22 protein-coding genes and 1 pseudogene are annotated in these 23,089 nt (G+C 69.6%); 14 read left to right on the forward strand and 9 right to left on the reverse strand.

The features are described from left to right. Nucleotides 1-12 precede the first annotated feature (12 nt). Nucleotides 13-900: a DMT family protein gene (locus G6N16_RS09475; protein WP_083029507.1), complete on the reverse strand. Its 888-nt coding sequence runs from the start codon at nt 898-900 to the stop codon at nt 13-15. Between the two features lie 108 nt (nt 901-1,008). On the opposite strand from G6N16_RS09475, the pseudogene G6N16_RS21765 reads away from it, so the two are divergent. Together G6N16_RS21765 and G6N16_RS09480 are read left to right on the forward strand one after the other, a co-directional pair. Next, nucleotides 1,009-1,326 (forward strand): annotated as a pseudogene (locus tag G6N16_RS21765) (gamma-glutamylcyclotransferase family protein); the annotation flags it as partial. Nucleotides 1,327-1,365: 39 nt separating this feature from the next. Then, nucleotides 1,366-2,022, forward strand: a complete 657-nt coding sequence (locus G6N16_RS09480) for a M24 family metallopeptidase (protein WP_234805737.1) — start codon at nt 1,366-1,368, stop codon at nt 2,020-2,022. Nucleotides 2,023-2,064: 42 nt separating this feature from the next. Here the strand turns inward: G6N16_RS09480 and G6N16_RS09485 are convergent, their stop codons facing one another. Beyond that, a complete protein-coding gene (locus G6N16_RS09485; protein WP_083029509.1) occupies nt 2,065-3,294 on the reverse strand; it encodes an oxygenase MpaB family protein in 1,230 nt (409 codons plus the stop codon). Nucleotides 3,295-3,417: 123 nt separating this feature from the next. Between G6N16_RS09485 and G6N16_RS09490 the strand changes: the two genes are divergently transcribed. The 3 genes from G6N16_RS09490 (at nt 3,418) to G6N16_RS09500 (ending at nt 5,723) form a co-directional block, all read left to right on the forward strand. Next, nucleotides 3,418-4,167 carry a TetR/AcrR family transcriptional regulator gene (locus tag G6N16_RS09490; RefSeq protein ID WP_407663630.1) on the forward strand — a complete coding sequence of 250 codons (750 nt, stop codon included), beginning with the start codon at nt 3,418-3,420 and terminating at the stop codon, nt 4,165-4,167. A 157-nt stretch (nt 4,168-4,324) separates the two neighbouring features. Next, nucleotides 4,325-5,299 (forward strand): class 1b ribonucleoside-diphosphate reductase subunit beta, encoded by a 975-nt coding sequence (gene nrdF, locus G6N16_RS09495; protein ID WP_110810737.1) that lies wholly within the window; start codon nt 4,325-4,327, stop codon nt 5,297-5,299. A gap of 97 nt (nt 5,300-5,396) precedes the next feature. Further along, nucleotides 5,397-5,723, forward strand: coding sequence for a DUF3349 domain-containing protein (locus tag G6N16_RS09500; RefSeq protein WP_083029512.1), 327 nt, complete (start codon nt 5,397-5,399; stop codon nt 5,721-5,723). Nucleotides 5,724-5,756: 33 nt separating this feature from the next. Here G6N16_RS09500 and G6N16_RS09505 read toward each other — a convergent pair whose 3' ends face one another. The 3 genes from G6N16_RS09505 to G6N16_RS09515 form a co-directional block, all read right to left on the reverse strand. After that, nucleotides 5,757-6,815, reverse strand: a complete 1,059-nt coding sequence (locus G6N16_RS09505; protein ID WP_083029513.1) for an NAD(P)-dependent alcohol dehydrogenase — start codon at nt 6,813-6,815, stop codon at nt 5,757-5,759. A gap of 215 nt (nt 6,816-7,030) precedes the next feature. Further along, nucleotides 7,031-7,306, reverse strand: coding sequence for a YciI family protein (locus tag G6N16_RS09510; RefSeq protein WP_083029514.1), 276 nt, complete (start codon nt 7,304-7,306; stop codon nt 7,031-7,033). Between the two features lie 34 nt (nt 7,307-7,340). Beyond that, complete coding sequence (locus tag G6N16_RS09515) at nt 7,341-8,438, reverse strand: iron-siderophore ABC transporter substrate-binding protein (protein ID WP_083029559.1); 1,098 nt, start codon at nt 8,436-8,438, stop codon at nt 7,341-7,343. A 214-nt stretch (nt 8,439-8,652) separates the two neighbouring features. Between G6N16_RS09515 and ctaD the strand changes: the two genes are divergently transcribed. The 8 genes from ctaD to G6N16_RS09555 all read left to right on the forward strand — a co-directional run bounded on the left by ctaD (nt 8,653) and on the right by G6N16_RS09555 (nt 17,201). After that, nucleotides 8,653-10,365: an aa3-type cytochrome oxidase subunit I gene (ctaD, locus tag G6N16_RS09520; protein WP_083029560.1), complete on the forward strand. Its 1,713-nt coding sequence runs from the start codon at nt 8,653-8,655 to the stop codon at nt 10,363-10,365. Nucleotides 10,366-10,400: 35 nt separating this feature from the next. After that, the gene (gene serB, locus G6N16_RS22115; RefSeq protein WP_083029515.1) at nt 10,401-11,636 is read left to right on the forward strand and encodes a phosphoserine phosphatase SerB; all 1,236 of its coding nucleotides are present in this window, start codon (nt 10,401-10,403) and stop codon (nt 11,634-11,636) included. A gap of 155 nt (nt 11,637-11,791) precedes the next feature. Continuing rightward, nucleotides 11,792-12,661, forward strand: a complete 870-nt coding sequence (locus G6N16_RS09530) for an ABC transporter ATP-binding protein (RefSeq protein ID WP_083029516.1) — start codon at nt 11,792-11,794, stop codon at nt 12,659-12,661. Between the two features lie 37 nt (nt 12,662-12,698). Next, a complete protein-coding gene (locus G6N16_RS09535) occupies nt 12,699-13,505 on the forward strand; it encodes an NUDIX hydrolase (RefSeq protein ID WP_083029517.1) in 807 nt (268 codons plus the stop codon). Next, entirely contained in the window at nt 13,502-14,251 is a 750-nt protein-coding gene (locus G6N16_RS09540) for an enoyl-CoA hydratase (RefSeq protein WP_083029518.1), read from the forward strand. The genes G6N16_RS09535 and G6N16_RS09540 overlap by 4 nt, the downstream gene beginning before the upstream one ends. 58 nt (nt 14,252-14,309) lie before the next feature. Beyond that, entirely contained in the window at nt 14,310-15,296 is a 987-nt protein-coding gene (locus G6N16_RS09545) for a class I SAM-dependent methyltransferase (RefSeq protein WP_083029519.1), read from the forward strand. Further along, nucleotides 15,293-16,498, forward strand: a complete 1,206-nt coding sequence (locus tag G6N16_RS09550; RefSeq protein WP_083029520.1) for a THUMP-like domain-containing protein — start codon at nt 15,293-15,295, stop codon at nt 16,496-16,498. Before G6N16_RS09545 ends, G6N16_RS09550 begins: the two co-directional genes overlap by 4 nt. Nucleotides 16,499-16,508: 10 nt before the next feature. After that, entirely contained in the window at nt 16,509-17,201 is a 693-nt protein-coding gene (locus G6N16_RS09555; RefSeq protein ID WP_083029521.1) for an esterase, read from the forward strand. A 15-nt stretch (nt 17,202-17,216) separates the two neighbouring features. Here the strand turns inward: G6N16_RS09555 and G6N16_RS09560 are convergent, their stop codons facing one another. Next, nucleotides 17,217-18,497: a BamB-related PQQ repeat family beta-propellar protein gene (locus G6N16_RS09560; protein ID WP_083029522.1), complete on the reverse strand. Its 1,281-nt coding sequence runs from the start codon at nt 18,495-18,497 to the stop codon at nt 17,217-17,219. Between the two features lie 102 nt (nt 18,498-18,599). On the opposite strand from G6N16_RS09560, the gene G6N16_RS09565 reads away from it, so the two are divergent. Then, nucleotides 18,600-19,343 (forward strand): acyltransferase, encoded by a 744-nt coding sequence (locus G6N16_RS09565; RefSeq protein ID WP_083029523.1) that lies wholly within the window; start codon nt 18,600-18,602, stop codon nt 19,341-19,343. On the opposite strand, the gene G6N16_RS09570 is transcribed toward G6N16_RS09565, so the two are convergent. The 3 genes from G6N16_RS09570 to G6N16_RS09580 are packed head-to-tail and all read right to left on the reverse strand — an operon-like array spanning nt 19,334 to nt 22,979. Then, nucleotides 19,334-20,563: a glycosyltransferase family 4 protein gene (locus G6N16_RS09570; protein WP_083029524.1), complete on the reverse strand. Its 1,230-nt coding sequence runs from the start codon at nt 20,561-20,563 to the stop codon at nt 19,334-19,336. The two genes, G6N16_RS09565 and G6N16_RS09570, sit on opposite strands and share 10 nt — an antisense overlap. Then, nucleotides 20,560-22,116 (reverse strand): 1,4-alpha-glucan branching protein domain-containing protein, encoded by a 1,557-nt coding sequence (locus G6N16_RS09575; RefSeq protein ID WP_083029561.1) that lies wholly within the window; start codon nt 22,114-22,116, stop codon nt 20,560-20,562. The genes G6N16_RS09570 and G6N16_RS09575 overlap by 4 nt, the downstream gene beginning before the upstream one ends. A 50-nt stretch (nt 22,117-22,166) precedes the next feature. Continuing rightward, the gene (locus G6N16_RS09580) at nt 22,167-22,979 is read right to left on the reverse strand and encodes a class I SAM-dependent methyltransferase (RefSeq protein WP_083029525.1); all 813 of its coding nucleotides are present in this window, start codon (nt 22,977-22,979) and stop codon (nt 22,167-22,169) included. Nucleotides 22,980-23,089 lie beyond the last annotated feature (110 nt).

Consider the following 23,089-nt stretch of genomic DNA (forward strand, 5'->3'; position numbering starts at 1 on the left):
GCGCGCCCGGCGTCAGTGCCGAGTGCTGGGGGAGGTTTCGGTCCCCGAAGACTGTGCGTGCTCGGCGGCACCGAAGGCGGCCACGGCGACGGCGGAGACGACGGCGCCGATGAAGGCCAGTGCGACCAGCCAGCCCATGCCCGGGCGGGCGGTGTCGCCGAGCAGCAGGATGCCGACCACGCCGGGTACCACGGTTTCGCCGACCACCAGCGCCGCCGCGGCGCCGTTGACCGAACCGACCTGCAGGGCCACCGTGAACAGGTAGAACCCGCTCGCGCCGGCCAGGACGACGGTGTAGGCGGCGGGATCACGGAGCAGCACCGGAAGGCTCAACGGGTCGATCCCGTCGGTGATCCGAACCGCAATCGCCATGGCCCCGAACAGGATTCCCGCCGACAACCCGGCCGGAATGGCCGACCCGGCGCCGAGCACCCGGACCAACCCGATCCCGGCGATCAGCACGACGACCGAGGCGACCAGCACGCCCCAGTGCAGCGACGGGGCGACCGCCGTGTCGCCGAGCGGTCCGGCGGTGGCCGCCAGCACGCACAGGGACAGCAGGACACCGCCGATGGCCAGCCAGTCCCGTCGGTGCAACCGGACCCCGAGCAACACCGTTCCGAGCACCGCGGTGACCACCAGATTGGCGCTCATGATCGTTTGGGACAGAAACAACGGGATCAACCGCGCGGACACCAGTGACCCGGCGAAACCGATCACGTCCAGTGCCATACCCGCGATGAAGGCCGGAGTCAGTGCGGCGCTGATCGTCGACCGCAACGACGGGCCGTGATCACCGGCATCGGCGGTGGTGGCTTCCCGCGCCCCGTAGCCCTGCAGCGCCGAGGCGGTTCCGTAGCCGAAGCAAGCCAGCAACGCGGCGACGACGCCGATCAGCATGGGTGACCGCCGCATCGTGACATCGGCCGAGTATAGGAACCGATGCTGTCAGCAGACTTCGCGCACCACGACCTGCCGGGTGAGGACGGCCGCACTTAGGCTGACGGAGTGCATTTGTTGTTCAGCTACGGCACGCTGCGCGATCCCGGTGTGCAGGCGGCCGTCTTCGGCCGCGCGGTGGCGTGCACGGACGACGCGCTGCCCGGGTTTCGGGTCGACCAGGTCGCCATCACCGATCCGGACGTGCTGGCCGCCAGCGGCCTGGACCGCCACCCCATCCTGCGGCCCGGCTCGCCCGACGACGTGGTGACCGGTGCCCGTCTGGAACTCGACGACGACGAACTCGCCGCCGCCGACCGCTACGAGGTCGACGACTACACGCGGATCTCGGTCACCCTGGCCTCCGGCCGCGCGGCCTGGGCGTACGTCGCCGCCGACGATGCCGAGGCCGTCCGGGTCCAGCGGTTGCTCGACGCGCAACGCCGGGCGGAGGAGCTCTTCGACGAGATCGTCCGGCGCGGCCTGATCCGGCCCGGCATCGGCGAACGGGCGCTGGCCGACGAGATCCGCGACCTGGCCGCCGAACAGTTCGCTGTGCGAAGGCACTGGCACAAGCGCATCGTGCGGTCGGGGGAGAACACCCTGACGACCGCTCGGGACAACCCCGAGGACCGGGTGATCGGCGACGACGACATCGTCTTCCTCGACCTCGGCCCGATCTTCGAAGAATGGGAAGCCGACTTCGGCCGCACCTACGTCCTCGGCGACGACCCCCGCAAACATGCCCTGCGCGACGACCTGCCCAGGATCTGGGCGGCGGCGCGGGCGCACTTCGACGCCCGCCCCGAGATCACCGGCGAGCAGCTGCACGAGCACGTGGTGGGCCTCAGTCGTGACGCCGGCTGGGCATTCGGCGGCGCCATCGCCGGGCACCTGGTGGGAGAGTTCCCGCACGAGAAGATCCCCGGCAACGAGGTCGACTCCTATGCCGCACCCGGGTCGGTCCGCCCCATGCGCCGAAATGACCAGTCCGGCAGGAGATGTCACTGGATCCTCGAGGTGCACCTGGTCGATCCCGCCGGTGGGTTCGGCGGTTTCCACGAGCAACTGCTCGATCTGTAGGGCTGCCGCGGGATCCATCGCTCGTTGCTGTGGCCGGCGCACTCAGGTCGTCACGTGCCGCGCGGATTCGCCGATGGTGGCCTCGTCCGTGAGCAGCATCCGCATGAATGCGGCGTTCTCCCGGGCACCACGGGTTGCGGCGCGCCAGCGTCCACCCGGCAGCTGCGCGAGTGCCGAGCGCACCAGGTTCACCGGTAGCCGCAGCATCGGATACCACGGGATCAACGACGGGCGGGTGCCGAGCTGACGCATGGCCCGCCGACCCAGAAATGCCGTCGAGACGGAGCGGTGCTGGGATTGTGCGATGCGTCGGCGCAGCGTCGGTAGGTGATCGAAGTTCCAGCTCAACGGGTCGGAGATCATGGGCCTTGCCAGGATCGGGCTGGTTTCGTCCCGGACGGCCAGCACCTGCGAGGTCTGCGCCAGGATGCGCACGCCGTCGAGGTACCCGGTGGGCAGCAGGTCGTCGGCGACGCCCATCAGCGTGCCGACCCACCGGCAGTGCAGGGCGACCGCCGAATACTTCCGCGGATTGAGCGCCATACCCATGCCGAGACCGGCCGCCGTCGGTGCAATCAGAGCCCCGACCAGGGTGGCCGCCATATCGGTCTGGTTGACCGGCAGTCCGAACGCGCCCGGATCCCAATCCTCCATCGCCGAAACGTGACGGCGGACCATGCTGTGGATCAGCCGCACCCGCAGCGTCGACCGGTAGCCGATGCCACCGGGCCGCAGTCCCCCGGGCGTCATGACGTCCAGAGCCCACTGTGAGGTTTCGGCGAAGCGCCGATTGGAGCCCTTCTCCAAAGCTCCGGTGCGCAGCAGGGTCTGGTTGAAGCCGGAGAACAGATACCCGCCGAACAGTGCGACGTCCCGCGCTATGGCCAGCCCGTCGGATCCGCCGCTGCGCAGCGCCGCAGCGCCCAGGTCGATCCGGTCGAAGTCGACCCAATCCGGGACGGTCTCCACCGCGTCGAAGAACTCGCGCAGCGGCGCAGGGGCATCGGCCACCTGCGAAATACCGTGCTCCAAGGCTCGTTCGAACATTTCCCGGGCTTCGGGCGGGGCGTCGGTGTGCATCCAGGCGACCAGGTCGTCCATCGGTGCATCGCCGACTGTCAGCAGTTCGCCGTAGCGGCGGAACTGCTCAGCACCCAGGGTGGGCAGCCGCAGCAGTCTCGCGATCGCTTCGACGCCCGCGGGTGCCGATCGCGGTCCGGCGGGGTGCCGGCTGGGGATGGGCGTTGGTCGGGTTTCGGCCGTGATGGGCATGGTGCCGGCCTCCCGTGCTGGATGACAACGTACGTAGTCAAAAAATAGGCCGTCGAAATCGCGCCGTCAATGGTCCCAGGTCACGCGGGTCGCTGTCGTGCGTCGCCGGGTACAGTGCAGAGCGTGCGTGTTGCGGTGCGATCGAAGCCCCGGCTCGACGGTGAGCCCACCGCCGAGGGGAAGGTCGACGCCCGCACCGAGCGTTGGCGCGAACACCGCAAGAAGGTCCGGTCCGAGATCGTCGACGCGGCCTTCCGCGCCATCGACCGATGCGGCCCCAACGTCAGTGTCCGGGAGATCGCCGAAGAGGCCGGGACCGCCAAGCCGAAGATCTACCGCCACTTCACCGACAAGTCGGACCTGTTCCAGGCCGTGGGGGAGCGGCTGCGCGACATGCTGTGGGCGCAGATCTACCCCGCCGTCGACGTCGCCAACGACCCGGCCGCCGACGTCGTGCGCGGAATGATGGAGGCCTACGTCTCGCTGGTCGACGAACATCCCAACGTGCTGCGCTTCGTGTTGGCCGGCCGTTTTCCCGATCAGGCCGAGGCGGCCAAGCGCGCCGTCAACGAGGGCCGCGACATCACTCTGGCGATGGCCGAGCTGTTCAACAACGAGCTGCTCGACCTGCAGCTGGACCACGACACGCTGGAGCTGGCCGCGTTCGCGACGTTCGGCACCGCGTCCTCGGCGACCGACTGGTGGCTGGGCCCGGAACCCGACAGTGAGCGGCGGATGCCCAAGGAGCAGTTCGTCGCTCACCTCACCACCATCATGCTGGGCGCGATCACCGGTACCACCGCCGTGCTCGGCGTCCGGATCGACCCCGATCTGCCGATTCACCAGGCCGTCCGCCGTTCCCCGGAGCCCTGACCCGACGCGGCGAAAAAATTCGTCGCGACACAACGTCTTGTGTTGCAGCTAGTTGTCGGACACCAGTTGTAGTGTTGTGACCACGGTGCTCGCCGCAGCGCCCGGCCGCCGTCAACCGCACTGATCGCCAGCCGTCAATCTTCTCGAAGGGGTCCAGATGTCTGAGGGTATGAAGCTCGTCGACCGTGTTTCGGCGATCAACTGGAACCGGCTGGCCGACGACAAGGACGCCGAGGTCTGGGACCGGCTGACCGGCAACTTCTGGCTGCCCGAGAAGGTGCCGGTGTCCAACGACATCCCGTCCTGGGGCACGCTGACCGCGCACGAGAAGCAGCTGACCATGCGGGTGTTCACCGGCCTGACCATGCTGGACACCATCCAGGGCACCGTCGGTGCGGTCAGCCTGATCCCGGACGCGCTGACCCCGCACGAGGAAGCCGTCTACACCAACATCGCGTTCATGGAATCGGTGCACGCCAAGAGCTACAGCTCGATCTTCTCCACGCTGTGCTCCACCAGTGAGATCGACGACGCCTTCCGCTGGTCGGAGGAGAACCCGAACCTGCAGCGCAAGGCCGAGATCGTGCTGCAGTACTACAAGGGCGACGAGCCGCTCAAGCGCAAGGTGGCCTCCACGCTGCTGGAGAGCTTCCTGTTCTACTCCGGCTTCTACCTGCCGATGTACTGGAGCAGCCGCGCCAAGCTCACCAACACCGCCGACATGATCCGGCTGATCATCCGCGACGAGGCGGTACACGGCTACTACATCGGTTACAAGTTCCAGAAGGGCCTGGCGCTGGTCGACGAGGCCAAGCGCGCCGAGCTCAAGGACTACACCTACGAGCTGCTCTTCGAGCTCTACGACAACGAGGTGGAGTACACCCAGGACCTCTACGACGAGGTCGGGCTGACCGAGGACGTCAAGAAGTTCCTGCGCTACAACGCCAACAAGGCCCTGATGAACCTGGGTTATGAGGCCCTGTTCCCACGGGACGAGACCGACGTCAACCCGGCCATCCTGAGTGCGCTGAGCCCCAACGCCGACGAAAACCACGACTTCTTCTCGGGTTCCGGCTCGTCCTACGTCATCGGCAAGGCCGTCGTCACCGAGGACGAGGACTGGGACTTCTGACCCGTCCCGGCGGGAGCGTATGAAATCGCGGTGAATGCCGGGCAAACGCTGCCGCCAGCATTTGTCGATCGGGCCGTGACGTCGCAGACTGGGCATCGTGAGCGTCGCATCGTTGTTTGAATCGGTCCTGGACTGGCTGCGTGGCGGTTACCCGGAGGGTGTCCCGGGACCGGATCGGGTGCCGCTGCTGGCGCTGCTGCGCGACACCCCGCTGTCCGACGAGGAGATCCGGAGCGTGGTCCGCGCGATCACCGCACCGGAATCCACGGCGCTGGCCGACGGGGAGATTTCTCCGGACGAGATCGAGGCCTTCATCGCCGAGGTCGCCCATCGTGAGGTGGAGCCGTCGGAGGTGCGACGGGTTGCTGCCAAGCTGGCGGCCAGCGGCTGGCCGCTGGCGGGCACCGACGGCGGCTCGCGGTAGCGGCCGGCTGAACCGAAACGAATCGCCGGTCGGTCAGATGGTGGATGCGTCGATGACGAACCGGTAGCGCACGTCGGAGGCGAGCACCCGCTGGTAGGCCTCGTTGACGTAGGACGCCTCGATGACCTCGATCTCCGGGGTGATGCCCTTCTCGGCGCAGAAGTCGAGCATCTCCTGGGTCTCCGGGATGCCGCCGATCATCGAGCCGGACAGGCTGCGGCGCATGCCGGCCAGCGGCATGGGTGGGACCTCCATGGCGTGCTCGGGCATGCCCAGCTCGACCAGGGTGCCGTCGACCTTGAGCAGGCGCAGGTAGGCGCCCAGGTTCAGGTTTGCCGAAACGGTGTTGAGGATCAGGTCGAAGCGGTTGCGCAGCTTGGTGAAGGTGTCCGGATCGCTGGTCGCGTAGTACTCGTCGGCGCCCAGGCGCAGGCCGTCCTCCATCTTCTTCAGCGACTGGCTGAGCACGGTCACGTGCGCACCCATGGCGTGCGCGATCTTGACCCCCATGTGCCCGAGCCCGCCGAGGCCGACGACGGCAATCTCCTTGCCGGGCCCGGCATTCCAGTTCCGCAGCGGTGAGTACAGGGTGATGCCGGCGCAGAGCAGGGGAGCGGCCTTGTCCAGCGGGATGGAGTCGGGGATCCGCAGGACGTAGTTCTCGTCGACGACGATCGCGGTGCTGTAGCCGCCATAGGTGGGGCTGCCGTCGCGCTCGGTCGAGTTGTAGGTGCCGTGCATGCCGTAGTCGCCCGTGCAGTACTGCTGCAGGCCGGCCTCGCAGTTTTCGCACTCGCGGCAGGAGTCGATGAAACAGCCGACGCCGACGTGATCGCCGACCTTGTACCTGGTGACCTCGGATCCGACCTCGGTGACCACCCCGGCGATCTCGTGGCCCGGGACCACCGGGAAGTTCGGCCGGCCCCACTCGGCGGCGACGGTGTGGATGTCGGAGTGGCAGATGCCGGCGAACTTGATGTCGAAGGCCACGTCATGCGGGCCGACGTCACGGCGCTCGATGGTGGTCTTGGTCAGCGGGGCGTCGCTGCCCCAGGCGGTGGGAGCGGCATAGGCGGAGACGGTCTTGCTCATCGGAGTACCTTCCGGGTCGAAACATAGGTTCAGTTATATAGCTTATCAAAACATTTTGCGGTGATTCGTCGGCCGGGTGTCCCACCGGCCTATCGACGGCGTGCGGCTCCGCGCGCGGTCCACTACGCAAACACCGGGCGGCGCGGGTTTAATCCCGCGGCGCCCGGTGTATGCGCAGATCTATCGGGCCGTGATGATCTATCGGGTCGTGACGGTCACAAACCCGGTGCGCGCAGGTTGGCGGCGAAACCGATCCGCTCGTACTCGGCCACGTCGGCCAGCCGGTACGGGTCGGTGGCGACCATGGCGTCGACCTCCTCGGTGGGCAGGTCGGTGGTGATCAGGACGCCCCCGGTCGCCGATTCCTTCCGGCCGGCCAGCAGCATCCGGCCGGCCGCGATCTGCTGCTCGATCCATTCGATGTGCGCCGGCCGGACCTTGTCGACGATCTCGATCGGCTGGGTGTAGGTCAGGTTCAGGACGTGGAACACGGCGGCCTCTGCTTCGTCGGTGGGTCGATCGGGATCAGTTGATGGGTGCGTTGAGCCAGCGCAGGTCGTCGAGCATCCCGCGGGCGGCGATCAGGCCGCGCCCGCTCTGCCACACCTCGTTGTTGACGATGAACACCCGGTTGTCCTTGCTGGCCGAGAGTCGGCGCCACGCGTCGCTGTTGAGGATGCGCGGTGCGGCCGCCTTGGCCTCCGGCGAGTCGAACGACACGTAGACGATGTCACCGTCGGCGGCGGCAAGGTCCGCACTGTTCAACGCACCGCCGTCGACGTTGATCTCGGTGTACGGCTGGTCGGTGAACCGTTGCGCGACAGGCCGATCCACCCCGACGGCGGCCAGCACGGTCTGCGGGAAGTTCTCCCGGCCGTAGACGCGGACCGAACCGGGGGTGAACTGCACGATCGACGCCTGGAAGTGCGCCCCGTCGATGGCCTCGCCGAGCTGATGCGCCTGCTCGTTGAACTCGTCGATCAGCCGGCCGGCGGCTTCCCCCCGTCCGGTGGCCGCGCCGACGGCCCGCAGCGTCTGCTGCCAATCCGGCCCGGGAGCCCCGGTGAACACCGTCGGTGCGATGGCGGCAAGGTCCGCGTACTGACCCGATTGCACCGTCGAGGAGCCCAGGATCAGGTCGGGGTGGTAGTTGGCGATGGCGGTGCGGTCCGGGTCGCTGCGGGTGCCGACGGCGGCCAGGTCGCGGATTGCGGTGCCCAGGTACGACGGTTGCCCGCCGCTGGCGGCCGGCGTCGCGGCCGCGACGATGCGCGACTGCAGCCCGAGCGCACACAGCGCGTCGAGCTGGTCGCCGGAGAGAACGATGATGCGCTGGGGGTCGGCGGGCACGTCAACCTCGCCGCGGTCGGTGCCGGAATCCACCCGCAGTGGGCCCTCGCCGAGCTCGGGGTGGGCGGGCTCGCCGGCGCACGACTCGTCGGGCCGACGCTGGTTGCCCAGCACGCCCGCACCGGCGATCGTGGTGGTGCTCGTCGTCACGGCGGTGATACCGGCGGCCGGGGTCTCGCCCTGGGGTCGTGTGCAGCCGCTGCAACAGGTGACGACGACGGCCGCGCAGGCCGCGATCGCGGCGGCGCCGACACCCGGTCGCACGGCTGGCATCTGCACGGCCCCGACGGTAACAGTCCGTCTCGGAGAGCAGCATCCAAGGTGCTCGGAGCGGGTGTGCCGGGCACCCGCAACGGCGCCGGCAAAATATCTACGACGTAATGTCGGACCCACCCGGACGGAGCGTCGACGGGGGGATAAGATCAATCGTGTTGTCGCCCCGGTGTGGCTGTTTCCGCCCCGCCATCTGGATGTGTTTGGAGGACTCTTGACCGCCGAAGCGCCCCCGCTTGGAGAACTTGAGGCCAGCCGTCCGTACCCGGAGCGGCTCGGGCCCAAGGGCAACCTGATCTACAAGATGATCACGACGACCGATCACAAGCTGATCGGCATCATGTACTGCGTCGTCTGCTTCATCTTCTTCTTCCTCGGTGGTCTCATGGCGCTGTTGATGCGCACCGAGCTGGCGATGCCGGGACTGCAGTTTCTGTCCAATGAGCAGTTCAACCAGCTGTTCACCATGCACGGCACCGCGATGCTGCTGTTCTACGCGACCCCGATCGTCTTCGGCTTCGCGAACCTGGTGCTGCCGCTGCAGATCGGCGCGCCGGACGTGGCCTTCCCCCGGCTCAACGCGCTGTCGTTCTGGCTGTTCCTGTTCGGCGCGATGATCGCCCTGGCCGGCTTCATCACCCCCGGCGGCGCCGCCGACTTCGGCTGGACCGCATACACCCCGCTGTCGGACGCGATCCACTCGCCGGGCGCCGGTGCGGACCTGTGGATCTTCGGCCTGGCGGTCGGTGGTCTGGGCACCATCCTCGGCGGCGTCAACATGATCACCACCGTGGTCTGCATGCGCGCCCCCGGCATGACCATGTTCCGGATGCCGATCTTCACCTGGAACATCCTGGTCACCGCGATCCTGGTGCTGCTGATCTTCCCGATCCTGACCGCCGCGCTGCTGGCGCTGGTTGCCGACCGACACTTCGGCGCACACGTCTACGACCCGGCCAACGGTGGCGTCATACTCTGGCAACACGTGTTCTGGTTCTTCGGGCACCCAGAGGTGTACGTCATCGCGCTGCCGTTCTTCGGCATCGTCACCGAGATCATCCCGGTGTTCGCCCGCAAGCCGGTGTTCGGCTACACCACCCTGATCTACGCGACGCTGTCCATCGCCGCGCTGTCGGCGGCGGTGTGGGCGCACCACATGTACGCCACCGGCGCAGTGCTGCTGCCGTTCTTCAGCTTCATGACGTTCCTGATCGCGGTGCCCACCGGCATCAAGTTCTTCAACTGGATCGGGACCATGTGGCGAGGTCAGCTGACCTTCGAAACCCCGATGCTGTTCGTCATCGGCTTCATCATCACCTTCCTGCTCGGTGGTCTGTCCGGCGTGCTGCTGGCCAGCCCGCCGCTGGACTTCCACGTCTCCGACACCTACTTCGTGGTGGCGCACTTCCACTACGTGCTGTTCGGCACCATCGTGTTCGCCACCTACGCCGGTGTCTACTTCTGGTTCCCGAAGATGATCGGCCGGATGCTCGACGAGCGCCTGGGCAAGCTGCACTTCTGGCTGACCTTCATCGGCTTCCACACCACGTTCCTGGTGCAGCACTGGCTGGGCAACGAGGGCATGCCGCGTCGTTACGCCGACTACCTGGCCTCGGATCACTTCACCACGCTCAACGTCGTCTCGACGATCGGCTCGTTCATCCTGGGTCTGTCGGTGCTGCCGTTCGCCTGGAACGTCTTCAAGAGCTGGCGATTCGGCGAGGTCGTCACGGTCGACGATCCGTGGGGCCACGGCAACTCCCTGGAGTGGGCCACCAGCTGCCCGCCGCCGCGGCACAACTTCACCGAGCTGCCGCGGATCCGCTCCGAGCGCCCCGCGTTCGAGCTGCACTACCCGCACATGGTCGAGCGGATGCGTGCCGAGGCGCACGTGGGCCGCGACCACACCAACACCCACACCGGCTAGTTGTTTACGGACCCCACGGTCCACGGCGGTCGACGATGACGGCACCGGACACCTCGGTGCTGATCACCGTCACCGGCGTGGACCGTCCCGGTGTGACGTCGGCGCTGTTCGGCGTGCTGTCCCGGCATGACGCCGAGCTGCTCAACGTCGAACAGGTCGTCATCAACGGTCAGTTGACCCTGGGTGTGCTGGTCGCCGACCCCGGCCCGACGGGCGCCGGGTCGCCGTTCCGCAACGACGTCGAGGCGGCCGTGCACGGCGTCGGCCTCAACGTCACCGTGGAGCGCAGCGACGGCATCCCGGTGATCCGCGAGCCGTCGACCCACTCCATCGTGGTGCTCGGCAGGCCGATCACCGCCACCGCTTTCGGTGTGGTGGCCCAGGAAGTGGCCGCGCTCGGGGTCAACATCGACACCATTCGCGGTGTTTCCGACTATCCGGTCACCGGCCTGGAGCTGCGGGTATCGGTGCCGGCGGACACCGCCGGGGCGCTGCGCAGCATGCTGGCCCGGGTTTCGGTGGCCCAGGGTGTCGACATCGCGGTCGAGGACTACGGGCTGTCGCGCCGCGCCAAGCGCCTGGTGGTGTTCGACGTCGACTCCACCCTGATTCAGGGTGAGGTCATCGAGATGCTGGCCGCGCGCGCCGGGGCCGAGGAGAAGGTCGCGGCGATCACCGAGGCGGCGATGCGCGGTGAGCTCGACTTCGCCGAGTCGCTGCGAGAGCGGGTGTCCACCCTGGCCGGGCTGCCGGTCGAGGTGCTCGACGAGGTCGCCGACGAGATCCAGTTGACCCCCGGTGCCCGCACCACCATCCGTACGCTGCGCCGGCTGGGCTACCACTGCGGCGTCGTGTCCGGCGGGTTCCGGGAGATCATCGACCCGCTGGCGCACGAGCTGAACCTGGACTTCGTCGCCGCCAATGTGTTGGAAGTGGCCGACGGCACACTGACCGGCCGGGTGGTGGGGGAGATCGTCGACCGCCCCGGAAAGGCCAGGGCGCTGCGGAACTTCGCCGCCGAGGCGGGGGTGCCGATGGAGCAGACGGTTGCCGTCGGCGACGGCGCCAACGACATCGACATGCTCTCGGCGGCCGGCCTGGGGGTGGCGTTCAACGCCAAACCCGCGCTGCGCGAGGTCGCCGACGCGTCGTTGAGCCACCCGTACCTGGACAGTGTGCTGTTCCTGCTCGGGGTCACCCGGGCGGAGATCGAGGCCGCCGACGCAAAAGACGGTCTGGAACCCAACAGAGTGGAGCTGCCGCCGGTCTAGCGGGTTGCGGTGGCATCGATGGAGTGCGGCGGCGAACGGGTACCTGGCACAGTGCGAGCGCGACCAGGCCGATATCCGGGTGGTCGCAGGCGAGAACTCTGCGTGACCGCACCCCACGGTGAGCGGCGGTCCGGGCGCAATCGGTGCCAACTACCATGAGGCTCGTGCCCGAATCCGGTCTCGCAGCCCCCGCCGACGATGCGCCCACGGACCCCGATCTGCTGATCGATTTCCGCAACATCACGCTGCGCCGGGGCGGGCGGGACCTCGTCGGCCCGGTGAGCTGGCAGGTCGAGCTCGACGAGCGCTGGGTGGTGCTGGGACCCAACGGTGCCGGCAAGACGTCGCTGCTGCGGATCGCCGCCGCGATGGAGCACCCGTCCGCCGGAGTTGCCTACGTGATCGGTGAACGGCTCGGCCGCACCGACACCGCGGAACTGCGCTACCGCGTCGGTTTGTCGAGTTCCGCTCTGGCCCAACGGGTTCCCGACGACGAGCAGGTCCGCGACCTGGTGGTCTCGGCCGGTTACGCGGTGCTGGGCCGGTGGCGGGAGTCTTACGACGAGCTCGACTACCACCGCGCCGTGGACATGCTGGAAAGTGTGGGCGCCGAGCACCTGGCCGAGCGCCGGTACGGCACCCTCTCGGAGGGCGAGCGCAAGCGGGTGTTGATCGCCCGGGCGCTGATGGCCGACCCGGAGCTGCTGCTGCTCGACGAGCCCGCCGCCGGCCTCGACCTCGGTGGCCGCGAGGAACTGGTGGCCCGCCTGGCCGACCTGGCCGCCGACCCCGATGCGCCGGCGATGGTGCTGGTCACCCACCACGTCGAGGAGATCCCGCCCGGGTTCACCCACGCGTTGCTGCTGGCGGAGGGGCAGGTGGTGGCGAGCGGCTTCCTCGACGAGGTACTGACCTCGGAGAACCTGTCGAGCGCGTTCGGGCAGTCCATCGGGCTCGATGTCATCGACGGCCGCTACTTCGCGCGCCGGGTCCGCAGCCGTGCCGCGCACCGCCGGCGGGTGTGAGTACGGTGGAGCATCGGTCCCGAGGAGGAATGCACCGATGACACAACCCCTGCCGGTCCGCCCGGCGGCCACCGTGATGCTGGTGCGGGACACGCCCGCCGGCCTCGCGCGGGATATCGAGGTGTTCCTGATGCGGCGGCACCGGGCGATGGAGTTCGCCGGTGGGGTCATCGTGTTCCCGGGCGGTGGTGTCGACGACCGTGACCGCGGCGCCGATATCGACTGGCACGGCCCGGCGCCGTCGTGGTGGGCCGAGCGCTTCGGTATCGACGACGAACTGGCCCGCGCCCTGGTCTGCGCGGCGGCGCGGGAGACGTTCGAGGAGTCCGGCGTGTTGTTCGCCGGACCGGCCGACGATTCGGACCTGCTGGTCGACGACGCCGGCGTGTACGCCGCGCAGCGGGCCGAGCTGACCGCCGGCACCTTGAGCTTCGGAGATTTCCTGCGCGGTGAGGGGCTGATTCTGCGCGCCGACCTGCTGCGGCCGTGGGCCAACTGGGTGACCCCCGAGGAGGAGCGCACCCGCCGCTACGACACCTACTTCTTCGTCGGCGCCCTGCCCGCCGGGCAGCGGGCCGACGGGGACAACACCGAATCGGATCTGGCCGGCTGGAGCACCCCGCAGGCGGCGCTGGCGGACTTCTCGGCGCAGCGCAACTTCCTGCTGCCGCCGACGTGGACGCAGCTCGATTCGCTGGCCGGGCGGACCGTGGAGCAGGTGCTGGCGGTCGAGCGGCGGATCACCGCGGTGCAGCCCACCCTGACCGAGGCCGGCGGCAACTGGGAGATCGAGTTCTTCGACAGTGACCGGTACAACGCCGCGCGTGCGGGGCGGGCACCGTGACGCGGGAATTCGTCAGTGTCCACACGCACGGCGACGCCCCGGGTGTCGGGGTGCTGCTGTTGTCGCGACCCCCGACCAATGCGCTGACCCGCCAACTGTGCCGCGAGCTGACCGCCGCCGCGGCCGAGGTCGACGCCCGCGACGACATTCACGCAGTCATCCTGTTCGGCGGCCACGAAATCTTCTGCGCCGGTGACGATATGCCCGAGCTGCTGACCCTGGACGGCCCCGGCGCGGCGATCGCCGCCCAGATCCGCGAACAGGCCATCGATGCGGTCGCGTCGATCGGCAAACCGACGGTGGCCGCGGTCACCGGCTACGCGCTGGGCGCCGGGCTGTCGCTGGCGTTGGCCGCCGACGCCCGGGTGGCCGGGGACAACGTGAAAGTCGGGGCGACCGAGATCCTGGCCGGCCTGGTGCCCGGGGAGCCCGAGCTGGTGCGCCTGGCCGGGCTCATCGGGCGCAGCCGGGCCAAGGAGCTGGTGTTCAGCGGGCGGTTCGTCGGGGCCGAGGAGACCCTCGAACTGGGTCTGGTCGACGAACTGGTGGCCCCCGACGGCGTGTACGACGCGGCACTGGCCTGGGCGCGCCGGTTCGCCGAGGTGCCCTCGGCCGCGGTGGCCGTCGCCAAGGCGGCCATCGATGGCCGCTGCGGGCCGGGGGAGTCCGTCTCGGCGTACGTTGAGCTACTCGGTGAGGTCCAGCGGCGATCCGGCGATGACGCCGCGTCGTTTAGGCTGGGCTAAATCCATTCGCATCTCCGCCGCCGCCCGGCGGCCGCACAACGACGTTTAGGCAGTTCACATGACCAGTACGCATGAGTCACCCGCCCCCAATCCGCACGCCACCGCGGAACAGGTCAAGGCCGCCCTCAAAGACAGCAAGCTGGCCCAGGTGCTCTACCACGACTGGGAAGCCGAGAGCTACGACGACAAGTGGTCGATCTCCTACGACCAGCGCTGCGTCGACTACGCCCGCGGCCGGTTCGACGCCATCGTCCCCGACGAGGTGCAGCGCGAACTGCCGTATGACCGGGCCCTGGAGCTGGGCTGCGGCACCGGCTTTTTCCTGCTCAACCTGATCCAGGCCGGGGTCGCACGGCGCGGATCGGTCACCGACCTGTCCCCGGGCATGGTCAAGGTCGCCACCCGCAACGGCCAGGGCCTGGGCCTGGACATCGACGGCCGGGTCGCCGACGCCGAGGGCATCCCGTACGACGACAACACCTTCGACCTGGTGGTCGGGCACGCCGTGCTGCACCACATCCCCGACGTCGAACTGTCGCTGCGCGAGGTGGTCCGGGTGCTCAAGCCGGGCGGGCGGTTCGTCTTCGCCGGTGAGCCGACCACCGTCGGCAACCGGTACGCCCGCGAGCTGTCCACCCTGACCTGGCGGATCACCACCAACGTCACCAAGGTGCCGGCACTGGCCGGCTGGCGGCGGCCCCAAGCCGAGCTCGACGAGTCCTCGCGCGCCGCGGCGCTGGAAGCCGTCGTCGACCTGCACACCTTCGACCCGGCCGACCTGGAGCGGATGGCGCGGGCCGCCGGCGCCGTGCAGGTCGAGACCGCCAGCGAGGAGTTCACCGCCGCGATGCTGGGCTGGCCGGTGCGCACCTTCGAGTCCGCCGTGCCCCCGGGCAAGCTGGGCTGGGGCTGGGCGCGGTTCGCCTTCGGCAGCTGGACCTCGCTGAGCTGGGTCGACGCCAACGTGTGGCGCCGGGTGGTGCCCAAGGGCTGGTTCTACAACGTGATGGTGACCGGTGTTAAACCGGAGGCCGACCCCTCCTGAACTTCACCGTCGCCGACGTCGCCTACCTGGCCTCGCCCGAGGGCACCGCGGCGCTGGCCGTCGTCGCCGAGGCGTCGCTGACCGATCGGATCGCCGAGATCGCGGCGCTGCGGACCCGGTTCGGCGCCCGCACCCCGGTCCTGGTGGAAACCACGCTGCTGCGCCGTAAGGCCGCCGCGAAGCTGCCCGGCGCCGAACACTGGTTGTTCACCGACGAGGCACTGCAGCAGGCCACCGCCGCGCCGGTCGCCGCGCACCGCGCCGAGCGGCTGGCCGGGCGCGCGGTGCACGACGCGACGTGTTCGATCGGCACCGAACTGGCCGCGCTGGCCGGCGTCGCCGGCCCGCTGATCGGCAGCGACCTCGACGACGTCCGTCTGGCGATGGCCCGGCACAACCTCGGCGACGCCGCGCTGCTGTGCCGCGCGGATGCGCTGGCGCCGATCAGCCGCAACACCGTCGTCGTCATCGATCCGGCCCGCCGCAGTGGCGGCCGGCGCCGATTCGACCCGGCGGACTACCTGCCGCCGCTGGACGCCGTGCTGGACGTCTATGCCGGGCGCGATCTCGTCGTCAAATGCGCCCCCGGCATCGACTTCGCGGCCCTGGCGGGTCTCGGCTTCACCGGGGAGGTGGAGATCACCTCGTGGAACGGGTCGGTCCGCGAAGCCTGCCTGTGGTCACCGGGGCTGTGCGAGCCTGGCACTGCGACCGGGGTCGGGCGCCGGGCCACCGTGCTGGACCGCGGCGAGACGCTGACCGACGCCGACCCCGACGACACCGCGGTCGCACCGGCGGGCCGGTGGATCATCGACCCCGACGGCGCGGTCGTCCGAGCCGGGCTGGTGCGCCATTACGCGGCCCGCCACGGTCTGTGGCAGCTCGACCCGAACATCGCCTACCTGTCCGGGAACGAGGTGCCGGCCGGGGTCCGCGGCTTCGAGGTGCTCGAGGAACTGCCTTACACCGAAGGACGGCTGCGCCAGGCGCTGGCCGCCGTGGACTGCGGCCCGCTGGAGATCCTGGTTCGGGGCCTCGACGTCGATCCCGACGCGCTGCGCCGCCGGCTGCGGCCCCGGGGCGCCCGGCCGCACACCGTCGTCCTCACCCGGATCGGGGCCGGCCCGAACGCCCGGGCGACGGCGTTCCTATGCCGGGTCTCGGAGCCCACCGGATCGGTGACCGCAGCGCCGCGCCGGTAAAGTTTCGCCAATGCGCACCAAAAACACAGTTGTGGCCACCGCCCTGTTCGCCCTGGTCACCGGGACCGGAATGGCCACCGCCACCGCGGCACCGCCGAAGTGCTCCGACATCGGCGGCGTGCAGGTCGCCAACACCTGCCAGGTCACCGACAGCGGCGACGGCTACACCGTCAACATGGCTTTCCCGGCGCTGTACCCGAACCAGAAGCCGGTGCTGGAGTACGTCAAGCAGACCCGGGACGGGTTCCTGAACCTGGCCAAGGGCTCGGATTCGCGGACCGCGCCGTACACGCTGGAGAGCAAGGCCACCGAGTACAACTCGGCGATCCCGCCGCGCGGCACCCAGAGCGTGGTGCTGGAAACCTTCGAGTGGGTCGGCGGCGCGCACCCGACCACCTTCTACAAGGCGTTCAACTGGGACCAGGGCTACCGCAAGGCGATCACCATCGACACCCTGTTCGCCGAGGGCACCAACCCGTGGCCGGTGATCCTGCCGCTGGTGCAGGCCGACGTCGCGCGGCAGTTCGGCGCCGGTACCGCCATCCCCACCGACACCGGGATGGACCCGAACACCTACCAGAACTTCGCGATCACCAACGATTCGCTGCTGTTCTTCTTCGACCGCGGGGCCGTGCTGCCGGAGGTGGCCGGCAACTTCTCCGTCACCATCCCGCGCAGCGCCGTCGACTCCATGCTGGCCTGAGCCTGCTTGACGGGGTCAGCTCGCCCGGAAGCCGTACACCTGCCCGTCGCTGGTGGCGGTCACCACCGAGCGGTCGTGGCCCAGTGACACCCCGACCGGGAAGCCGGTGGCATCCGGCAGCGGGTAACTGTTGATCGTCGACCCGTCGTGCGGGTCGAAGACCAGCAGCGCCATCCCGTCGCCGTCGGCGACCACGGTGTAGGCGGTGTCCTTGCCGGCGCGGCTGGTGCTGGTCAGCGGGACGACGTCGGTGCGTCGCCAGGCGGCCTCGGCGTGATCACCCTTGTCGGTCAGCGCCGTGAGCGCCGTCCCGGGCCCGCCGCCGGCGATGATCGTGCCGTCCGGGGCCACCGTCGGCGGGGTCTGGGCGAGGAACTTCAGCGGGGCCGACCATTTCACCGTCCCGTCGGCGGCATTGAGCGCCCACAGCTGCTTGTCGCGGCCGTTGACGTAGACGGTGTTGCCGTCGGCGGAGAGCACCGGTGCGGCCAGCACCCCACTGGTGACCGCGTCGGAGGTCCATTCCCGGCTGATCGGGTTGTTCGACCCGGCGTGGTAGCGCAGCCCGACGAGGGTGGCGTCCTTGGCCCCGGGCTGCCACACACCCACCACGATGACGTTCGACTGCGGCGAGAACGCGGGGGCGGCGGCGACCGGGCAGTGCGGCCGGGCCGCGGCGCAGTCGGTCAGCCCGCGCTGCGGGTCGGCCGGGTCCACGCCGCTGACCAGATCGGTGGACACCCCCTGGAAGTTGCCGTTGTGCGCGTCGAACACCACCATCTGGCCCAGGTGTGTGACCACCAGCAGGGAGCCGCCGCCGAGCAGCCGCGGGGTCTGCGGCATCCCGATCACCGGCTGGCGCCAGCGGATCCACTGGGTCGGCGGGAATGCCACGATGGCGCCGGGCTGGCCGACGTAGACGTTGTCGAAACCGTCGAACAGCTGGCCGGCGAATCCGCCGCCCTGCACCAGCCGGGTGCACCAGCGCTGCCGGCCGTTGTTGTCGTTCTCCCAGACCATCAGCGAGCAGCCGTTCTCGGTCTGGGCGTTGAGCGCCAGGTAGCTGCCCGAGCCCAGCGAGACGGCCGCGCCGAGTTCCCCCTTGACCGAGCGGGTCCAGGCCGCGGTCAGGTCGCGGGCGCCCCCGGACGCGGTGTAGCTGCTGTTGGCGGCATCGCCGTACTGGGCCGACCAGCCCAGCGCCGGGGCGGCGTCGACCCAGTAGTCGGTGTTGCCGCAGCCGGCGGTGGCCAGCACGGTCAGCGCCGAGGTCAGCGCGGCGAGTCGCCGAAACACCAGTGTCGTCCCCTTAGCTCGGGTGAGGCTCGGGCCGGGTAGCCGTCGGTGCAACGAGGGTAACCGGTGGGCGCCGGTGGGCCGCGGATAGGCTTTGCGCCCATGACGACGATGTGGGGCGCCCCGATCCACAAGCGCTGGCGGGGTTCGCGGTTGACCGATCCGCGCCAGGCGAACTTCCTGACGCTGGACTCGCTGCGCTGGGTGCTGGCCAACAAGGCCTACACGCCCTGGTACCTGGTCCGGTACTGGCGGCTGCTGAAGTTCAAGCTGGCAAATCCGCACATCATCACCCGCGGCATGGTCTTTCTGGGCAAGGGCGTGGAGATCCAGTGCACCCCGGAGCTGGCCCAGATGGAGATCGGCCGCTGGGTGCACATCGGAGACAAGAACACCATCCGCTGCCACGAGGGATCGCTGCGCATCGGCGACAAGGTGGTGCTGGGTCGCGACAACGTCATCAACACCTACCTGGACATCGAGTTCGGCGACTCGGCGCTGATGGCCGACTGGTGCTACGTCTGCGACTTCGACCACAAGATGGACAGCATCGAGCTGCCGATCAAGGACCAGGGCATCATCAAGGGCCCGGTACGCATCGGCCCGGACACCTGGATCGCGGCGAAGGTGACCATCCTGCGCAACACCCGGATCGGGCGTGGTTGCGTGCTCGGCGCCCACGCGGTGGTCAAGGGCGACATCCCCGACTACTCCATCGCCGTCGGCGCCCCGGCCAAGGTGGTCAAGAACCGCAAGGTCGCCTGGGATGCGACGGCCGCCCAGCGCGCCGAGCTGGCCGAGGCGCTGGCCGACATCGAGCGCAAGAAGAAGCTGAATCAGCCGTAGTCCGGCAGGGGACGCTCGACGATCATCCGCCGCGGCTGCGGGTTGCGTTCCCCGCGCTTGGCCGACAGGTATACCTCGGCGGTGTGTTCGGCCACCGTGTGCCAGGCGAAGTCCGAGGTCAGCCGCTCCCGGGCGGCGACGGCGCGTCGCTGCGCGGCGGCCGGATCGTCGAGCACCCGGCGCACGCCGTCGGCCAGCGCGCCGACGTCACGCGGGGGAAAGACCACACCGGTCTGCCCGTCGATGACCGCCTCGCCGAGGCCGCCGACGTGGGAGGTGGCCAGCGGGATGCCGGTGGCAGCGGCCTCCAGCGCCACGATGCCGAACGGTTCGTAGTGGCTCGGCAGCACCGCCACGTCGGCGCGGTGCAGCAGCTCCAGTAGTTGCCGGTGATCCACCCGGCCGACGAACTTCGTCGCCTTGAACACCTTGTGCTTGCGGGCCTGGGCGATCAGGAAGCCTTCCTGGGTGCCGTCGCCGGCGATGGTCAGCGTGGTTCCGGGGTGGGTGCGACGGATCCGGGGCAGCGCCGCGATCAGGTCGTGTACGCCCTTCTCGTATTCCAGCCGGCCGAAGTAGAGCAGCTCGACGGGCCCGTCGTGCGACCGGCGTTCGGCGAACGGCCAACCGGTGGTGCAGATCCCGTTCGGGATCACGTTGATCTCCGACAGGCCGGGCCCGAACAGCCGGGTGATCTCCTCGCGCATGGACGCCGAGCAGGTGATCAGCGAATCCGAATCGTTGACCAGCCACGACTCCTGGGCGTGCACCTGACGGCTGACCCGCCCGGACACCCAGCCGGAATGACGTCCCGCCTCGGTCGCGTGGATGGTGGAAACCAGTGGTGCATCGAAGAATTCGGCCAGCGCGACGGCGGGGTGGGCGACCAGCCAGTCGTGCGCGTGCACGACGTCGGGTCGCCAGTCGCCCAGCGCCAGGCCGGCCCGGATCATCGAGTGACCCATCGCCAGCACCCAGGCCATCATGTCGGAGCCGAATTCGAACTCGTGCGGGTCCTGGGCGGCGGCGATGATCCGCACGCCCTCGTGCACCTCGTCGGAGGTGGGGTGGGTCCGCGGATCGGTGCCCGAGGCGCGGCGCGACAGCACCACCACGTCGTGGCCGGCGGCGGCCAGCTCGGTGGCCAGGTGGTGGACGTGGCGGCCCAGCCCGCCGATCACCACCGGCGGGTACTCCCACGAGATCAGCAGGATTCTCATAGCGGTGCGGGCAGCCTGCGGGCGTCCAGGGCGCCGAACAACCCGTCGGCGCGGTTCCAGCCGGCGGCCAGCCGCTCGGCGTTGTCGGTGCGGCCCGACGCCAGCGCTCCGGCGATCTCCCGGGTGGCGTGCGCATGCAGGTGCGCGCGGTAGCGCGCGTAGTCGGCGGCCGAATCCTTGCTGACCATGAACGGCCAGTCGCTGGACACCGTCAGCAGCGTCTCGCGCAGGATCTGGTCGGCGACGAGGTCGCGGGGGATGGGCGCGCCCAGCGGGACGCCCGCGCGGGCGAGCTCGGCGGCCTTGTCGACGGCGGTCAGCGCGGTGTCGACCACCTCGGCGTTCAGCGTCACCAGGTCGTCGACCTGTTCGCCGTTCCACACCTGCCAGTCCTTGCCGGATCCCCAGGAGCCGGCCGGCAGCTCGACGGGGGTGCCGACGAACCCGCCGGCGCGGGCGTCGGCCAGGGTGCCGACGCGGATGCCCGCGGCGGGCAGGGCGCGCAGCACCCGCTCCAGCCAGGTCGGGCCCTCGTACCACCAGTGCCCGAACAGTTCGGTGTCGAAGGCGGCCACCACGTGCGCGGGGCGGCCGATGCGCTCGGATTCGGACTGCAGGCGGCGGCGGACCACGTCGACGAAATCGGCGACGTGGGTGTCGACGGCGGCGTCCGCGCGCGCCGGGTCATAGGGCGCCTTGGCGTCCGACGGCACATTGCGCCCGGTCACCCGGGCCATCTTCAGGCCGGTGCCGTGGTGGTAGGTGTGGAAGTCGCGGTAGGCGGCGTGGCCTGGATAGCCGGACTTGGGGGACCAGACGCGATAGGAGACCGCCAGGTCACGGCCGAATGCGACGACGTCGGTGTCTCCGACCGGCCGGCCGGCGGCGGTGTCGCCGTGCAATGACGGGCCGTCGACCATGAAGTGGCCGACCCCGGCGGCCGCGTAGCCGTACTCCATTCCGGGCGCGTACGCGCATTCGGGCGCCCAGATCCCGGTGGGGGTGGTGCCGAACCGGGTGCCCGCGTCAGCCAGGCCCTCGCGCAGGGCGAATTCGCGCAGCCGCGGGGCCAGCAGCGGCTGGAACGGGTGTGCCAGCGGCCCGCCGAGCAGCTCGATGGTGCCGGCATCGATGAGTTCGCGCAGCACCGGGCTGCCGCCGTGGCGCCACAGCGAGGCGAACTCGTCGAGCTCGGTCTGCGCCTCGCGGTACTCGCGGGCGCCGAACGCCCGGACGGCCTCCGGGGTGCCTGCGGTGCCGGCCGCGGCGTCGCCGGTCCGGGTGACGGCGGCTTCGGCGGCGCGCAGCTGCCAGTTGGCCAGCCAGTGGTTCATCCCGTCGAGGCAGTACGGGTCGTCGAGCTGGGCGGCGACCACCGGGGTGATGCCCAGGGTCAGCAGCCCTTGGCGGTTCTCGGCGGTGAGGGCGCGCAGCACCCGAACCAGCGGGAGGTAGCACGCCGACCAGGACTGGTAGAGCCACTCCTCGCCGACCGGCCAGCGGCCGTGGTGGGCGAGCCAGGGCAGGTGGGTGTGCAGCACCAGGGTGAACATCCCGGGCACGGCGTCGGTCGAGGTCACCGGAGCAGCCGGCTGGTGCGTGGTCACGGGGCGACCGCGATCGCGACCAGGTCGAGGCTGGCGTCGATGTCGGCGTCGCGGGCGTCGAGCAACTCGAAGTCGTCGGCGCCGAGGGCGGCGATATCGGCGAGCAGGTCGGCCGGCCACGGGGCGTCGGCCAGGGCGCGGGCGATCTGCGCCTCGATGATCGAGCCGCCGTACTTGGCGTCGAGCTCGCGCAGCCGAGGACCGTGAAAGACCCCGTTCATCGATTCGACGGTGAAACCGCCGTCGGTGAGCAGTTCGGTCAGCTCGGCGGCGTTGAGTTCGCGGGTGTGGAACGGGTTGACCGGGGTGTCACTGTCGGGGGTGAAGGTGATCCGGTTCGGGGTGGACATCAGCAGCCGGCCGCCGGGGCGCAGGACGCGCGCGCATTCGGCCACGAACTGTGATTGATCCCACAGGTGCTCGATCACCTGAAAGTTCACCACAACGTCGACGGAATCGTCGGGCAGCGGCAGCGCGGCCAGGTTGCCGGCGAGCACGGTGACCCTCGGGTAGCGGGCGCGGGCGTGCGCGACGGCGCTCTCGTCGTAGTCGACGCCGGTGACGCCGCGGGCCACGCCGGCCAGCAGATCGGCGCCGTAGCCCTCGCCGAACCCGGCCTCCAGCACGTCGCGGTCCACGCAGTGGTGCAAAAGCTGCAGGTAGGCGACTTCGTGGCGGCGAAACCAGTAGTTCTCGACGTCCAGGCCGGGCACGGTTCGCTCACCCGTCAGCGGTAGCCCCGCCGGGGTTTGCGGACTCTCTTGGGCGCCCTCGGTGCCGTCCGGACCGTGGGTAACGAATGCACTCATTAATGGCAGGCTAACCCGCGGCGGTGCGCGACAGAACGCTGCAGGGGTACGGGCGGTGAAAAGCCGCAGTCAGACCCGCTATGGTGGACGGGCGGACCACCCTAAGTTAC

The sequence above is a fragment of the Mycolicibacterium insubricum genome (genome assembly GCF_010731615.1).
Taxonomy (GTDB): domain Bacteria; phylum Actinomycetota; class Actinomycetes; order Mycobacteriales; family Mycobacteriaceae; genus Mycobacterium; species Mycobacterium insubricum.

What these genes read in the sequence shown, in the direction of transcription:
- G6N16_RS09475 (WP_083029507.1), bottom strand. Translation starts at nt 900, where the DNA reads ATGCTGATCGGCGTCGTCGCCGCGTTGCTGGCTTGCTTCGGCTACGGA.
- G6N16_RS09485 (WP_083029509.1), bottom strand. Translation starts at nt 3,294, where the DNA reads ATGCCCATCACGGCCGAAACCCGACCAACGCCCATCCCCAGCCGGCAC.
- nrdF (WP_110810737.1), top strand. Translation starts at nt 4,325, where the DNA reads ATGTCTGAGGGTATGAAGCTCGTCGACCGTGTTTCGGCGATCAACTGG.
- G6N16_RS09505 (WP_083029513.1), bottom strand. Translation starts at nt 6,815, where the DNA reads ATGAGCAAGACCGTCTCCGCCTATGCCGCTCCCACCGCCTGGGGCAGC.
- G6N16_RS09515 (WP_083029559.1), bottom strand. Translation starts at nt 8,438, where the DNA reads ATGCCAGCCGTGCGACCGGGTGTCGGCGCCGCCGCGATCGCGGCCTGC.
- serB (WP_083029515.1), top strand. Translation starts at nt 10,401, where the DNA reads ATGACGGCACCGGACACCTCGGTGCTGATCACCGTCACCGGCGTGGAC.
- G6N16_RS09530 (WP_083029516.1), top strand. Translation starts at nt 11,792, where the DNA reads ATGAGGCTCGTGCCCGAATCCGGTCTCGCAGCCCCCGCCGACGATGCG.
- G6N16_RS09535 (WP_083029517.1), top strand. Translation starts at nt 12,699, where the DNA reads ATGACACAACCCCTGCCGGTCCGCCCGGCGGCCACCGTGATGCTGGTG.
- G6N16_RS09545 (WP_083029519.1), top strand. Translation starts at nt 14,310, where the DNA reads ATGACCAGTACGCATGAGTCACCCGCCCCCAATCCGCACGCCACCGCG.
- G6N16_RS09555 (WP_083029521.1), top strand. Translation starts at nt 16,509, where the DNA reads ATGCGCACCAAAAACACAGTTGTGGCCACCGCCCTGTTCGCCCTGGTC.
- G6N16_RS09565 (WP_083029523.1), top strand. Translation starts at nt 18,600, where the DNA reads ATGACGACGATGTGGGGCGCCCCGATCCACAAGCGCTGGCGGGGTTCG.
- G6N16_RS09570 (WP_083029524.1), bottom strand. Translation starts at nt 20,563, where the DNA reads ATGAGAATCCTGCTGATCTCGTGGGAGTACCCGCCGGTGGTGATCGGC.
- G6N16_RS09575 (WP_083029561.1), bottom strand. Translation starts at nt 22,116, where the DNA reads ATGTTCACCCTGGTGCTGCACACCCACCTGCCCTGGCTCGCCCACCAC.
- G6N16_RS09580 (WP_083029525.1), bottom strand. Translation starts at nt 22,979, where the DNA reads ATGAGTGCATTCGTTACCCACGGTCCGGACGGCACCGAGGGCGCCCAA.